Below are 14,135 nucleotides of genomic sequence, written 5' to 3'. Positions count from 1 at the left end.
CCGCACTCACGCGAAGCTCGAAGTGCGGAAAGCGTGGTTTGCCTTTGCTCCGAATCGCAGCAAACCGGTGAACCGGGACAGATGCCCTTCGCTCTCGATATTGTTGATGGCCTCGAAGAGCCTATCGGAGGATACCTTGTCCAATCTAGATTTGCAGCAATCGTCGAATTTTGCTTTGCGGTCGTCGAGGCTAAACGGGTATTTGAGGGTACCGACCGGAAGATCCCGCGACCGTTCCAGCGACCGGCCATTCTTCAACTTGACGGTAATGACATGAGGACGCATTAGGTCGACGTTCTTCTGCTCCTCCGCAGGATCGTAGCAACTGACGGTTGTCAGTCCGAAAAGTCGACGGTATTTTTCCTGCTTGACGGATTGCGGCGTGAAGTGACTGAGCTTCGGAGCACCGTCGACAAGAGCCACGGCCATGCAATATTGCATAGAGAATCTAGCCTCCATTTCGGAGACTGGATTTGTGTACATCAGATTTCGCGAGTTACCGTATCCAATTAGCGTGTTGATGCTTTCGACCTCGTCGGCCTCGAACTTCTCTTGCGCCCTTAGCTCGAAGAACGCGTCTAGAACCCGGTGCGTCGAGGCGCAACACGGATAGCGTTTGAACATGAGACCGCGAGACTCCGCCGTCATCGGCGCGCCCAGTTTCTCGATGTTTTTTCCCCAGCCAGCCGGTCCTTTGCCGCCGAACAATTCGAGAAAGCCCATCCCTCCTTCAAGCGCATTCAGCCGTCCCTCGACGCCGGCCGCGGCCAATTGGGCCGCCTCGATGGCGTGCTGAGCGGCAAGCCCGGCGTGCAGAGGCTTTGCCATGCTGCCAAACTGGACCTTGCACCCAGACGCCATACTCGTCCCGAGGCTGAGCGCATGCGCGAAGCGCCTGGCATCCAGCTTGAGAAGCCGCGCGCAGGCGCCGGCGGCTCCGATGCACCCGATCGTCGAAGTGGAGTGCCAACCAAAATCGTAGTGGCTACGCATCACACCGCTGCCGACCGCGAATTGGAGCTCTAGACCGACCAAATAGGCATCGATTAATTCGGCGCCCGAGGATCCCGCTTGCTCGCCAAGCGCCATGAGGGCCGAGACGAGAACCGAACTGGCGTGATTGACGCCCGGAAGGAACGTATCGTCATAGTCCAATGCATGGCCGGCCGTTCCATTTGCGAGCGCCGCCAGCTGCGGCAACACGGCCTTCTCCTCTCCGACGACCGTGCCAGGACCGGCACTATCGGAGGCGTACACCATCTTGCGGACGTTAGAGGCGCCGAGATCGTTGGATCCCGCTATGATGCAGGCAATTACGTCTTCAACAGCGTGCCGAGCGACGTCTCGCGCTGCCCTTGAATGTTCGAAGGGCGCTTCGGACCCCCACTTTGCAAGATGCTCGATGACCGTCATTGAATATTCTCCTCTCTCGGTGTCCAGTTGTCGATTTCCTCTATTGCGGTTTCCAAGCGCGGGCCTGCGCCCGGAGCTCAGCGGGATCGAAACCGCCACAATCGTTCTTGAACCGTTGGTCCGCGTACTTTGATATTTCCATCCGCTCCGGAAGGATTCCGTTCTCGTACAGCTTGTCGACGGTGTGCTGAACGGTCGGCAGTTCCTGGTAGCCGATGATGCCACCGGCTCCTCTGTGGTTCACGACGTCGAGCTTGGCTCTCAGGATGACCTCGCCTTCCCGGACCGCTTCATCAAGTGGTTTGTTCGATGGGAGCTGGCCAGGATAGACCTTAAAGTGATTGCGCACGGTCCCTTCGATGTTTCCTTCGGCGAAGAAGAACGATTCGTAGAGCGCACGGCACAGGCCTGCGACCACCTTCGGATGCTTTTCGATTTCACTGCGGGTGACAACCATACCGACCATACCAACGAGATCGTTCAGCGGGGACGGCACGTCTCTCATCTTCACGCCGAGGAGATTTCCGATCACCGCGTTCGGGCTATCGAACCCCGCGAAAGCCTGGATCTTGCCGCTTTTCAAAGCGTCCGCCGCTGGTGCTCCGAGACCGACCGGCAGGAAGGTCACGTCCTTGTCGGGATCGAGGCCGGCTTCCTTGAGGATAGCCTTGCCATACGGATAGGCCGCCGTGCCAAAACTACCGACTCCAATAACTTTACCTTTCAGGTCTAAGGGACCCTTCACCGGACTATCGGGGGGCACAATCACCCGGAGAGAATTGCCGGGGTCGAACGAGACGATAACAAGGTTCGGGTCTTGACGGGCGAGCGGCAAGAAGGACGCTAACGCCACCAAAGTATAGAATGCATTGCCGTTGCTTACGGCCTGCACCGCAGCCGTCGCGCCAGCGGTAGGTTGAAACTTGACCGTCACCCCCGCGTACTTCTCCGGCAACTTCAAGGTGGGCTGGAGCGATGAGTAAGGCGCGGACCCGATGCTCAATGCTGTATCCGAGGATGCGAAGGTCACTTCCTTCAGACTCTCGGCTTGCGTCGCACCACAGACGAAGACGGACAGATTGGCTGCAACCGCCAAACAACCTACTAAACGCAAGGACTTCCTCCATTCAATCGTGCCGAAAGGCATTGCGTGCCCATACCTGCAATCAGCCCCACGCCATTGACTGAAGAGCTCGGGTCACCGTCCTGACGATGCTTCTAAGGCTTATGCCGATTGCGGCCGTGAGAGCGAGGACCGCATAAACGGCCGCTATGTCGCCCGTGAACGACTTTTGTTGAATGACCTGCCCCAGACCTGCGGCTCCGCCGACCAGTTCGGCAGCGATTGCTCCGAGCAAAGCCAGCACGATGGCCACATCGAGAGAAGGCACGATGAAAGCCATCGCGAAGGGCAGCCTCAATTTGCGAAGTTCTTGTAGCCGCGTCGCCTTCATCGATCGCAGCAGATCGATCATGTCCGAGTTCACTTCAGTGAATCCGGCAAGTGTAGCGGTGAATACCGGAAAGAAGGCGAGTAGAGCCGAAATGATGACCTTCGGTCCTATGCCGTATCCGAACCAGGCTATCAGCAAGGGAGCGATAGCGATCTTCGGGAACGTCTGAACAGCAATGACGTAGGGATAGCCGGCACGCCGCAGGAGCCCCGAATATGCGAACGTCGCCCCCAGAGTGATGGCGACGACCGTTCCAAACAGGAAGCCAAGTACGGTTTCGTTGAATGTCACGAGGATGTCGTTCAGGAAGCGTCCGCCGACCACGCCTTCGTAGAGCGCGCCCGCTACCAGAGCTGGGCTCGGGAGGATCAGAGCGGACACAAGTCGATATTGGGACGAGAGTTGCCAGATAGCGAGAAGCAGCAGCGCAATGCCGAGCGCTAGCAGTGCTGCTCCGAATTTTCGGCCCCCCTCTAGGATCGAGGGGACTGAGCCGATCTCGGATTCGCTTCTCACGGCCTGGCTGGACACTTGCATTCTCCGTTTACAACATCGAACGATAGGTCCCGAGTCACAAATGAAGCCTATCGAAGGCATCCCGGGCTCTCGCCACCTCCCGGAAAAATTCTTGCTTCTTCCGGAGTGAGGCGTCCCTCACAGCGGGAAAGCCCTGCGCTTCGATGATGCTGTCTAAGCGCCCGGGTCTTGGGGCCATCACTCCGATGCGATCAGACAGAAAGACCGCTTCGGATATGTTGTGCGTGACGAAGATGATGGTCTTTTGCGCGCTCTTTTGCAGACCCATCAGTTCATCGTTCAGGCGCTCACGCGTGAATTCGTCGAGCGCGCTGAAGGGCTCGTCCATGGCCAGGATTTCGGGATCTGTGATCAACGCCCGAGCTATCGCCGCTCGTTGTTGCATGCCGCCGGATAACTCGTCTGGCGAGCGATTTTTGAAAGCGGCAATTCCCATCATCTCAAGCAGGCGATCGGCCCGCGATCTCGCCTCTTGCATCGAGCATGATTTCGTCACCTCGACGGGAAGGAGAAGATTCTGAAGAACCGTTCGCCAGGGTAGAAGCGTGGACTTCTGGAAGACCATACCGATCCGTGAATCCGGTCCGGTCACTTGCGTGCCATTTATGAAAACGCCACCTGTCGTGGGGGTGGTGAGGCCGGCGATGATGCGGAGCAAGGTTGTCTTGCCGCATCCCGACGGTCCGATGAAGCTGAAGAACTCGCCCTTCCGGATCGTGAGGGAAAGCGGCTTGAGCGCCACGGTCTGTTCCGAAGCGCCGAGCGCGAAGATCTTCGATACATCGCGAACGTCGATGCCGGTAGCCGACGGCGCGGCGTCTTCGCTGCGTGCCGTCGGCACTTCGCGCCTCTTCGACTCAGCCGCCCGCACGAGCTGCATCCGCCAAAGCAGCCTTGAAACGGACGCGGCACACGGCCGGATCCAGAGTTCGCTTAAACTTCGGCGGATCGGTGGGCTTGACCCGCATCAAGATGAAGACGGCATCTTCAGATTCCCGCAGCAACTTGCTGCCTTTCGGTAGCTCGGCTGCTGTACCGATAGTCAGGGTGCGCCTGATGCCGGACCCGACGGCGATCTTCTCAAGGTCTACGCCCAAACTCGTATGGCTGCGCTGGTAGCCGGTTTCGCCGTAGTGACCGTTGTCGACACAAACGATTCTCAAGTTGGGAGGATTGCGGACGCCGATGGTGGCCAGGGACCCGACGTTCATCAGCAACTCTCCGTCACCGCAAAAGGCGATGACGGTACGATCGGGACGAGCGAGAGCGAGACCCAACCCCATCATCGTCGCCGCCCCCATGGCCCCTCCGAGACCATAGGCGGACGGACCATCGTTCACCAGCGAAGTCACATCGCGCGCGGTGCCAGCCAAGCCCGCGATGAACAGGAACTCCTTGTGACCTCCCACTAACGCTGGAACGGCCTCACGTCGATCAAGGACGTAGCGCTCGTCGAACTCCGGATTGCCAACATTTGCTTTCATGATCATGCCCCCTAGAACGCCTTCGCGCCGATGAGTTTTTGAGTGAGGAGGACCGCAACTGCCTCGCCGCCTTGGAAGGCCATCGTGATGGCAGCCGAGACGACAGGCACGACGTCCTCAGGCCGGTCTACACGCAGACATCGAACCGACATCGCTTCCAGGACCGGCTCGACGGCCCTCCCCATCGGCATCTGCCAGGGATTACCCTCGCCGAAATCTCCGCGCATACTCAGGAGCGTCAAGAAAGGGAAGCGTCCGCCCGCTATCAGGGAGAGAAGGTTGACGCAATTACCCGCGCCGCTGCTCTGCATAAGCAGCACGCCACGGGCGCCGCCCAACTCGGCACCCGCCATCATCGCGACACCTTCTTCTTCGGTTGTAAGCGCGATCGACTCGACCTCGGCATCTGCGAGCGACTCGTTGATGAGAACGGTGTGGCCGGCATCCGGGACGTAGGCAAACTGCGTGAAGTTGTTTCGTCGGAGCAGGTCGTACAACTCATATTGCCAGCCCGCCCGGGCGGCTTCCTTCGCCTTAACGCGGCTCTCTGCGTGCACAGCTGCTGACAATGAACGATCCTCCTTGTATCTCCGACCAACCCGGCAACCGGGACGACGTCGTAGTGATTGCTACGATCAGTGAGCCGGAGACGTCAAGGCGAGATCGACAGCCGGTCGCTTCCCGCGCTGCACCAAACCACGGCCGTCGCGACAAATTTACTCGAAGTCCCCGAAGCTTACGCGCAGGACAAGCCTCCTCTTTCATTTTGATCATACTTCCATAACAGCTGCTGTCGTTGCCCATGCTGCTACCTCGATCTATTGAGCTGCTTGTTGCGAACGCTCAAACGGAGGAGATGGAATGCAGCACTTCGAGATGGTGATCGGAGGAAAAAAGCGCGCGTCAAAGAGCCAACGGCGATTGGAAACACAGAACCCTTTTACATCAGAGACCTGGGCGACTGTCCCGCAAGCCGATGCTTCCGACGTGAACGACGCAGTCGACTCCGCACACAGGTCATTCGTCGAAGGACCTTGGCCTCGGCTGACCGGAAAGCAGCGAGGGGTTATTCTTCACCGGGTTGGAGATCTCGTGCTGAAGAACATCGAGAGCCTGGCGCGATGGGAGATCCGCGACAACGGAAAGACTATTTCCGAAATGCGGACCCAAATGCAGACGATGGCGCAGTGGTATCACTACTACGCCGGCCTTGCCGACAAGGTCCACAGCTCCGTTATCCCCGTCGATCCGGAGAATTATTTCAACTACACACGATACGAGCCGATCGGCGTCGTCGCCGCGATCACTCCGTGGAATTCGCCGTTGAGACTTCTTTCCTGGAAGATTGCCCCGGCCCTCGCCGCCGGCAACACGGTGGTCGTCAAGCCATCAGAATTCACATCCACATCGACACTGTTGTTCGTGGATCTGCTCGAAGAGGCTGGAGTGCCGCCCGGCGTCGTGAATGTTCTTACCGGCTACGGCTCCGAGATCGGACCCGCGCTGGTCCAGCACCCACTAGTCGCCAAGATCTCCTTCACTGGTGGTGTCGACGCCGGTCGCAAAGTCTACGAGCTCGCCGCTCGCCACCTCAAACCGGTAGCCCTGGAACTGGGCGGGAAATCGCCTAACATCATTTTCGAGGACGCCGATCTGGATGCTGCGGCAGCCGGTGCCGTCGGAGGTATTTTCTCCTCGACCGGGCAAACATGTGTCGCGGGCTCCCGCCTACTCGTTCAAGAGACGGTGCTTGAACAGATCCTTGAAAAGCTGGTCCGGCGTGGAAGCGGCATGCGGCTGGGCGACCCGTTGGATCCAGCGACCGACATCGGCCCTGTCGCGACGGAACAGCAATTCCGCAAGATACTTTCGATGATTGACACAGCCAGCTCGGAGGGCGCGCGGCTAGTGCTTGGCGGCAAGCGATCCCACGCCCCGGAATGCGGCAAGGGATGGTTCGTCGAACCGACGATCTATGCCGATGTGAAGAACACGATGACGATTTCCCAGCAGGAAGTCTTTGGTCCCGTTCTTTCTGTTATCGCGTTCAAGGATGAAGAGGATGCGATCCGCACGGCTAATGCGACCAACTTCGGCTTAGCCGGGGGATTCTGGACCAAGGACGTAAGTCGCGCTCACCGCGTCGCAGCCCGACTCCAGGCCGGAACGGTCTGGATCAACATGTATCGGAAGACTGATCCTGCCGTTCCCTTTGGTGGTTACAAGACATCCGGCTTGGGGCGTGAAAGTGGGATCGACGCGATGAAGGATTTCCTTCAGACGAAGAGCGTGTGGCTCCGATTGCAGTAGACATCCCGCTGCTATTTCGGGCCTGCGTGCTTGCACGCCCGCAAGTTCTCACGTGATCGCCGGCGCTGCGAGACAGCCGCGCGTCCTCCATCCGCTCGCGGGCGCTTAGTCGATTGCTCCCGGGCCGTCGCTTATTGATAAATCGGAGCCAAAATGAGCATCTATAGTGGGCCCGTCTTCGAGATGGCTTCACGACAGTTCACCGTGATTGCCGATCATCTGGCAATTCCCATCGACGAACGCAGCCGCTTGCTTCTTCCCAAGCGCGCCATCTCGGTTTCTTGCCCCATCCATTGTGATGACGGGTCGATCTCCGTATTCGAGGGCTATCGAGTCCAGCATCACCTTACACTCGGGCCGACCAAGGGAGGAACGCGCTTTGCCGCTAGTGTTGATATCGGCGAAGTCGCCGCCCTCGCGATTTGGATGAGCTGGAAATGCGCACTGGTCGGACTACCCTATGGCGGCGCGAAGGGCGGTATTCGTGTCGATCCAGCGAAGATTTCCCACCGAGAGCTTGAGGCGCTCTCGCGCCGCTATATGCAGGAGATGATTCCGTTCGTGGGTCCGCACGTCGACGTCATGGCTCCCGATATGGGCACCAACGAGCAAGTGATGGCGTGGTTCATGGACACGTATTCCATGTACCAGGGGCGTACCGTAACGGAGATCGTAACCGGCAAGCCTGTTGGCGCGGGAGGCACCTTAGGGCGTCGGGAGGCGACAGGACGCGGCGTCGCCCATCTGGCCAAACGAGTTTTGAAGGATCTGTCGATCGACTGGTCGACGGCGACCGCGGTGGTTCAAGGCTTCGGCAACGTCGGCTCGTACGCGGCACTGGAGTTGAGCAGGAGCGGCGTCAAGATAGTAGGTGTCGGCGACCACACGGGCGCATTTTACGACCGTGCAGGCCTCAACGTCACACAGTTGATCCGTCATGCGGCGAGGCACGGAAGTCTGTCTGATTATCACGAAGCGCCCCGTCTCGATCCAGCCGAGCTCCTGCAGCTTCCTTGCGACGTCCTTGTGCCAGCAGCCATGGAGCGGGTGATCGATGATCGCGTGGCGCGGGATCTGCGATGTCGCGTGCTTGCTGAGGGCGCCAACGGCCCGACCACTCCGGAGGCTGATCTGGTCCTAGAGAGGCGCCGCAACGAGATATTCCTCATACCGGATATTCTCTGTAACTCGGGCGGCGTGATCGTGAGTTATTTCGAGTGGCTTCAAGACCTCCAGCAATTGTTCTGGGAAGAAGAAGAGGTTATGCGGAGGGAATATCAGATCCTCGATCGCGCATTCAACGATATGGTTACCCGCGCCGCTCGTGACAACGTCTCTCATCGAACCGCCGCCATGGCCATAGGTGTCGAACGAGTGCGGGCAGCGAAAACGACCCGAGGGCTTTTCCCATAATAAGCTCACCATTCTTCGCTAACGGCGAGCGGCACTCTGCCCATCCTCATCTCACGAAAATGCCGAGACCTTTGAAGGCCTCGGCGAGTCAGGGAGGAAACGCCTCATGCGAGGCCGAGATCTAAAGCGCACGCGGCGAACTCTTTGTAAACTCGTTTCTGCCGAAAGCCGCCCTCGCGGTGGGCGAACACTGGCTGATTATGTCCGCAGGGGGCCGGCATCTCCGCCGATTTCGGCGAATCGAGACCTAGTAGACCTCGCTATGTCCGCTATTAGTCTCTGCACCAGATCTGATACGGGACGATCGACCGGGAGGCAGACCACAAGATTGCGTTGGGCCCAGTTATCCGACAACTCGACAGCCCGCGCTCCTGCGTCCTTCACCGAAGAAGAGATGACGCTTACTGGGACGACGGCAACGCCGGCGCCCGCAGCCACCATGCGGCAAACACTTTCAAACCCTCGCAAACGTATGCGGATGACCAGCTCTCGACCGAGCCTTCGCGCATGATCGGCGAGATATGTCTGAATGGATGCCTGCTCATCTAGGCCGATGAAGTGCTCGTTCAACACCTCGGCGAACCCTATTGAGGTGTAGTCGGCGAGCCAATGCCCCGGAGGAACCAGTACGACAAGGCGGTCCACTCCGAATGGCTCCGTTCGCAGCCCTTCAAACTGCGCATTCTCGGCGGCAATTCCGAGGTCTGCTTCACCCGCTCTTACCGCCACCGCGATGAGATCCGACGTCTGCTCCTGGAGATCGACCGTCACGTCGGGATGCCGGGCGAGATAGCTCGCCAAGACATCCGGAAGGAAGCTTGCGATGGCATTCGAATTGGCCCGCATCCGTATCAGGCCCCGTTCGCGCTTTCTCCACGATCGGACCGCCCCGCTCAGCCGCTCTGCCTGCATAAGTATGCTGCGGGCGTGCCCGGCGAACTCCAGTCCCGCTGAGGTCGGTCGTGTCCCTTTGACCGTACGCTCGAACAACTGCAGGCCAGCCCGCTCCTCTAGCGATTTCATGCGTTCGGACAGCGCAGAAACAGAGAGGTTGGCATGTCTGGCTGCCGCGGCAAGCCCACCTCTGTCCACGACGAGCACAAGCAGCCGCAGATCCACCAGATCGAAATGCATGCCTTTCTCCAACTCCGAATGCTGTTGCTGGATAATACGACTGTTGGTCCACCAGCGATATCCAATAGGTTCGACCAGAACGAGAGGTCTAGATGGTTGACGGACACGACTACCAGGAATGGATCGGGCGCACAGTAACCCAGGAAGACATGGTGACAGCCAGTCCGATTGAGCGTCTGGATGCGACCCTCGAAACCGACCACCAGCTCTATTCAACGGGGGTTGCGCTGCCTCCGCTGGCCCACTGGTTGTATTTTCTACCTAACGAACGGCAATCGACATTAGGGCCTGACGGGCATCCCAAGCGCGGGGGCTTTCTTCCTCCCATCCATGACCTTCCCCGGCGGATGTGGGCGGGCAGCAGGCTCACCTTTAAGAGCCCGCTGCGCGTGGGCATGCATGTCAAGCGGACATCGACGATCGAAAGCGTGACGTCCAAACAAGGTACGACCGGCCCTCTGGTGTTCGTCACGGTAGGGCACGCCGTCCACGACGAGAACGGCCATCTACTTCTGACGGACCATCACGACATTGTCTATCGAGATGTCACAGCGCCCGCCGACAGAGCGAGATCAACTGCACCGAAAGGACCATGGCATCGCAGCATCGTGCCGGATACCGTCATGCTGTTTCGCTATTCGGCTCTCACGTTCAACGGCCATCGTATTCACTATGACCGAACGTACGTCTTTGCGGTGGAAGGTTATCCAGGCCTGATCGTCCATGGTCCGCTCATTGCTACTCTCCTGATCGATCTCGTTAGGCGCAGTCTCCCTTCCTCAGTGGTGGTGAAGGCATATTCCTTCCGCGCGGTGTCGCCGCTTTTCGACGGCAGCGAACTTCATCTGAATGGCAGTCCGCCGGACGAAACCGGAAAAATCCTGCTGTGGGCCACGAACGATCGGGACGAGCTTATCATGAAGGCGGAAGCTACAATCTAAGGTCGGAGGTGTCGTGACGCGGCCACTGGACGGGGTATTGGTCATCGCAATCGAGCAGGCAATCGCGGCTCCCTATTGCACGCGTCAGCTTGCCGACCTCGGCGCCCGAGTCATAAAGATCGAACGGCCCGATGGTGGCGACTTTGCTCGGGCCTATGATACGCGTGCGCGTGGTCTTGCCAGTCATTTCGTCTGGACCAATCGGTCGAAAGAGAGCGTCACCTTCGACCTGAAACGGCCGGGAGCGTTGGAAGCCGTGCAACGGCTCATCGCGCACGCAGACGTGTTTGTGCAAAATCTTGCTCCAGGGGCAGCTGCCCGCCTAGGGCTCGCCGATGGCGTGCTGCGCTCCACATACAAGCAGCTGATTACTTGCAACATATCTGGATACGGTCCGAATGGGCCGTGGGAGAAGCGCAAAGCATACGATCTACTGATTCAGGCGGAGGCCGGCTTTTTGTCAACGACCGGCACGCCGGACGCCGTTGCAAAGGCCGGCATCTCGATTGCTGACATCGCTGCGGGCACAATGGCTTTTCAGGGCATTTTGGCCTGCTTGCTGCGTCGAGCCAAAAGCGGACAGGGCGATCATGTCGAAGTCTCGATGCTGGAGGCCATGGTGGAATGGATGGGATATCCGCTTTACTATGCGATGGACGGAGCACAACCTCCGGCTCGGGCGGGAGCTGGCCATGCCACGATCTTCCCATATGGGCCCTACGAAACTGCTGATGGCATGGTACTTTTCGGACTTCAAAATGATCGCGAGTGGGCCGCGTTCACGACGATCGTCTTACAACGGCCCGAGTGGGCCAGCGAAGCACGCTTTAAGGGCAATGCGGGCCGGATGAAAGAGCGAGCTGAGATCGATGCCGTCATCTGTGACACGTTCCGCAAGCTGCCGTCGAACGAAGCCATCTCGCGCCTCGAGACCGCCGGGATCGGTACGGCTCGCGTGAATGACATGTCCGCCGTGTGGGATCATCCGCAACTGCGCAGCCGCAAGCGCTGGGCTTATATCGAAACCCCGGCGGGCCCGATGCCATCTTTGCGACCAATTAGCGGTGAGTCCTGGCAGCCGCGTATGGACCCGGTGCCGTCCCTCGGACAACATACCGAGGCCGTCTTGAAGGAATTCGGTCTGACCGAGTTCCGCGAGAGCTGATATCTTCCTGGGACCCGAGCCCGAAGTCATCGACTCGATCGGACGCGATCTCGCACTGCACGAATTCGCCCAAGGCTGCCCGCCTTTGATGCGTGCTCGATTGCACATTAGGTTCGACGGGCCGTCGCCTATCACGCTCACCGTCGATCGGACGAGGCGCGCCGTCGAAGGATGTCTTCCAAGGAGTGGATGCTAAGGCGCGCGTCCCGAAAGGACGCGTCCTTCAATACCACCGAGTGAAGCTCGGTGTTCAACCGGATACCCTCTGCGCGCAGGTCTGCCAAGGCCGAAAGCATGCGCTCGATACACTCCGAACGATCCTCGCCCCTAGCGATCACCTTGGCTATCAAGGAGTCGTAGTGTGAAGGGACTTCCGAACCTGCCACGATATGGGTATCGACCCGAATTCCCGGTCCGCCCGGAGCCAGCCAGCTCTCAACACGACCAGGAGAAGGAATGCCGTCGAAAGGATGTTCCGCATTGATCCGGCACTCAATAGCATGGCCTCTGCAGGTGACCTCGGATTGACGAAGTCCGAGCGGCTCGCCCAATGCCACCCGAATCTGCTCGCGCACGATATCGATGCCGCTGGTTTCCTCGGTTATTGGATGTTCGACCTGTATGCGCGTATTCATCTCGATGAAAGCGAATATCCCGTCCTGGTAGAGAAATTCGAAGGTGCCTACGCCGCGATAGCCGATCGCCCGGCAAGCGGCTACACAGCGCTCCCCAAGTTCGGCGATATTGGCCTCAGGCACGCCTGGCGGCGGCGCCTCTTCAATTAATTTCTGGTGGCGGCGCTGCATCGAGCAGTCGCGGGCGCCGAGCCATACTCCCTCGCCTCCCCCATCGCAGATGACCTGGATCTCGACGTGCCTCGGGTGCTCCAAAAATTTCTCCAGGTAGATCGTCGGATTGGCAAATGCCCGCCTCGCCTCCTCCCGCGTGGCTCCGATCGCTTGGTGGAGACTTGCGCTGTCTCGTACGATCCGCATGCCGCGACCGCCGCCGCCGCCCGCCGCCTTAATGATAAGAGGGTACCCAACCTCGGTCGCACACGCTTGGCAGAGCTGCGGATCATCGGGAAGCGCGCCATGACTTCCCGCAACGCAAGGCACGCCGAGCTCGCGCATTTTCGCCTTCGCGGCGATCTTATCCCCCATTAGCCGGACAACATCGGAGGTCGGACCAATGAAGATGAGCCCAGCGCCTTCGACCGCTTCCGCGAAGTCTCCGTTCTCCGACAAGAACCCGTATCCGGGGTGAATTGCGTCGGCACCAACGGCGGCTGCTGCGAGCATCACCGCCCCAATATCCAGATAGCTCGTATCTGCCGCCGCGCCGCCGATGCAGACCGCTCGATCGGCAAGAGCAAGGTAAGCCGCCCCTCGATCTGCCTCGGAGCAGACAGCGATTGTTCGCAGCCCCAGCGTCCGACACGCGCGAATGATCCGGAGCGCTATCTCGCCTCGATTAGCGATCAATATGGACCGCACCGACATTACGCCGCAAGCTCCGTTAGCGGAACGATACGTCCTCCGCCGTCTTCGACCACCGTCCTTACGGCTCTCGCGATTTCCACAGCGCCCGGAGTATCGCTATGGACCAGGACACATTTTGCGTCGACCTTGATCCGCTTTCCCGACACGGACGTGATAGTCCCGTCATCGAGGAACTGGCTCATTCTCCTCGCAACCTCGGTCAGATCGGTGATAAGTGCGCCCGGATGTCGCCGATTAACCAAGCGAGCCTCGTCGTCGTATGCCCGGTCAGCAAAGATCTTGCCTACCACCCGCAATCCGAGCGACTTCGCGAATGTGCCTGCGTGACTCTTGACCGAAGCCGCGATGATCAGATCCCTGTCGAACGCCGCGAACACTTCGAGAATCTTCTCGATATATTCCTTGTTTTCCTGTGCCATCTGGCCCAGGGCGCCATGGGTCCCCGCGTGGGTAACCTTGTAGCCATTGACCTTCGCGATAGCAGAAAGCGCACCCAGTTGATAAAGCGCATGCTTCTGCATGTCACGCGGATCGATCTTCATCGGGATACGCCCGAAACCGAGTATGTCCGGCAGCCCGACATGTGCGCCGAGAGCTACGCCGTTCTCTTTCGCTGCCTCGACCATGCGCGTCATGATGACCGCATCGCCCGCGTGAAAGCCGCAAGCGACGTTCGCTGATGAGACCAGCTTCATCAGCGCCTCGTCGTCTCCCATCCTCCAACGGCCAAGGCCTTCGCCAAGATCAGAATTGAGATCAATCTCCATGGGTGCTCCTTTCGG

Annotated in this window: 13 protein-coding genes; 4 read left to right on the top strand and 9 right to left on the bottom strand. The window is 59.1% G+C overall.

Annotation, left to right across the window (positions count from 1 at the left end; all coding sequences use genetic code 11):
- Positions 1 to 6: 6 nt before the first annotated feature.
- Genes XH89_RS36990 through XH89_RS36965 form a run of 6 tightly spaced genes read right to left on the bottom strand, consistent with a single transcriptional unit; the run spans position 7 to position 5,457 of the window.
- Positions 7 to 1,413, bottom strand: a complete 1,407-nt coding sequence (locus XH89_RS36990) for an MmgE/PrpD family protein (protein WP_128929658.1) — start codon at positions 1,411 to 1,413, stop codon at positions 7 to 9.
- Between the two features lie 40 nt (positions 1,414 to 1,453).
- A complete protein-coding gene (locus XH89_RS36985) occupies positions 1,454 to 2,560 on the bottom strand; it encodes an ABC transporter substrate-binding protein (protein ID WP_128929659.1) in 1,107 nt (368 codons plus the stop codon).
- 19 nt (positions 2,561 to 2,579) lie between these two features.
- The gene (locus XH89_RS36980; protein WP_164933836.1) at positions 2,580 to 3,398 is read right to left on the bottom strand and encodes an ABC transporter permease; all 819 of its coding nucleotides are present in this window, start codon (positions 3,396 to 3,398) and stop codon (positions 2,580 to 2,582) included.
- 40 nt (positions 3,399 to 3,438) lie between these two features.
- Positions 3,439 to 4,245 carry an ABC transporter ATP-binding protein gene (locus XH89_RS36975; protein WP_164933835.1) on the bottom strand — a complete coding sequence of 269 codons (807 nt, stop codon included), beginning with the start codon at positions 4,243 to 4,245 and terminating at the stop codon, positions 3,439 to 3,441.
- A gap of 16 nt (positions 4,246 to 4,261) precedes the next feature.
- Positions 4,262 to 4,894, bottom strand: a complete 633-nt coding sequence (locus XH89_RS36970; protein ID WP_206733166.1) for a thiamine pyrophosphate-dependent enzyme — start codon at positions 4,892 to 4,894, stop codon at positions 4,262 to 4,264.
- Between the two features lie 5 nt (positions 4,895 to 4,899).
- Positions 4,900 to 5,457, bottom strand: a complete 558-nt coding sequence (locus XH89_RS36965; protein WP_232995587.1) for a phosphonopyruvate decarboxylase — start codon at positions 5,455 to 5,457, stop codon at positions 4,900 to 4,902.
- Between the two features lie 292 nt (positions 5,458 to 5,749).
- On the opposite strand from XH89_RS36965, the gene XH89_RS36960 reads away from it, so the two are divergent.
- Entirely contained in the window at positions 5,750 to 7,198 is a 1,449-nt protein-coding gene (locus tag XH89_RS36960; RefSeq protein WP_128929662.1) for an aldehyde dehydrogenase, read from the top strand.
- Positions 7,199 to 7,351: 153 nt separating this feature from the next.
- A complete protein-coding gene (locus XH89_RS36955; RefSeq protein ID WP_128929663.1) occupies positions 7,352 to 8,611 on the top strand; it encodes a Glu/Leu/Phe/Val dehydrogenase in 1,260 nt (419 codons plus the stop codon).
- A 198-nt stretch (positions 8,612 to 8,809) separates the two neighbouring features.
- On the opposite strand, the gene XH89_RS36950 is transcribed toward XH89_RS36955, so the two are convergent.
- Positions 8,810 to 9,745: a LysR substrate-binding domain-containing protein gene (locus tag XH89_RS36950; RefSeq protein ID WP_128929664.1), complete on the bottom strand. Its 936-nt coding sequence runs from the start codon at positions 9,743 to 9,745 to the stop codon at positions 8,810 to 8,812.
- Positions 9,746 to 9,837: 92 nt separating this feature from the next.
- On the opposite strand from XH89_RS36950, the gene XH89_RS36945 reads away from it, so the two are divergent.
- Together XH89_RS36945 and XH89_RS36940 are read left to right on the top strand one after the other, a co-directional pair.
- On the top strand, positions 9,838 to 10,686 hold the full coding sequence (locus XH89_RS36945) for a MaoC family dehydratase N-terminal domain-containing protein (protein WP_128929665.1): 849 nt from the start codon (positions 9,838 to 9,840) through the stop codon (positions 10,684 to 10,686).
- A gap of 13 nt (positions 10,687 to 10,699) precedes the next feature.
- Positions 10,700 to 11,851 (top strand): CaiB/BaiF CoA-transferase family protein, encoded by a 1,152-nt coding sequence (locus XH89_RS36940; protein ID WP_128929666.1) that lies wholly within the window; start codon positions 10,700 to 10,702, stop codon positions 11,849 to 11,851.
- A gap of 137 nt (positions 11,852 to 11,988) precedes the next feature.
- Here XH89_RS36940 and XH89_RS36935 read toward each other — a convergent pair whose 3' ends face one another.
- Together XH89_RS36935 and XH89_RS36930 are read right to left on the bottom strand one after the other, a co-directional pair.
- The gene (locus tag XH89_RS36935; RefSeq protein WP_128929667.1) at positions 11,989 to 13,353 is read right to left on the bottom strand and encodes an acetyl/propionyl/methylcrotonyl-CoA carboxylase subunit alpha; all 1,365 of its coding nucleotides are present in this window, start codon (positions 13,351 to 13,353) and stop codon (positions 11,989 to 11,991) included.
- Positions 13,353 to 14,120 carry a LamB/YcsF family protein gene (locus XH89_RS36930; protein WP_128929668.1) on the bottom strand — a complete coding sequence of 256 codons (768 nt, stop codon included), beginning with the start codon at positions 14,118 to 14,120 and terminating at the stop codon, positions 13,353 to 13,355. The genes XH89_RS36935 and XH89_RS36930 overlap by 1 nt, the downstream gene beginning before the upstream one ends.
- Between the last annotated feature and the right edge of the window lie 15 nt (positions 14,121 to 14,135).

The sequence above is a fragment of the Bradyrhizobium sp. CCBAU 53340 genome (assembly GCF_015291645.1).
Lineage (GTDB): Bacteria > Pseudomonadota > Alphaproteobacteria > Rhizobiales > Xanthobacteraceae > Bradyrhizobium.
Note: the sequence above shows the minus strand (reverse complement) of the source record. Positions and strands in the feature narration are given on the sequence as shown.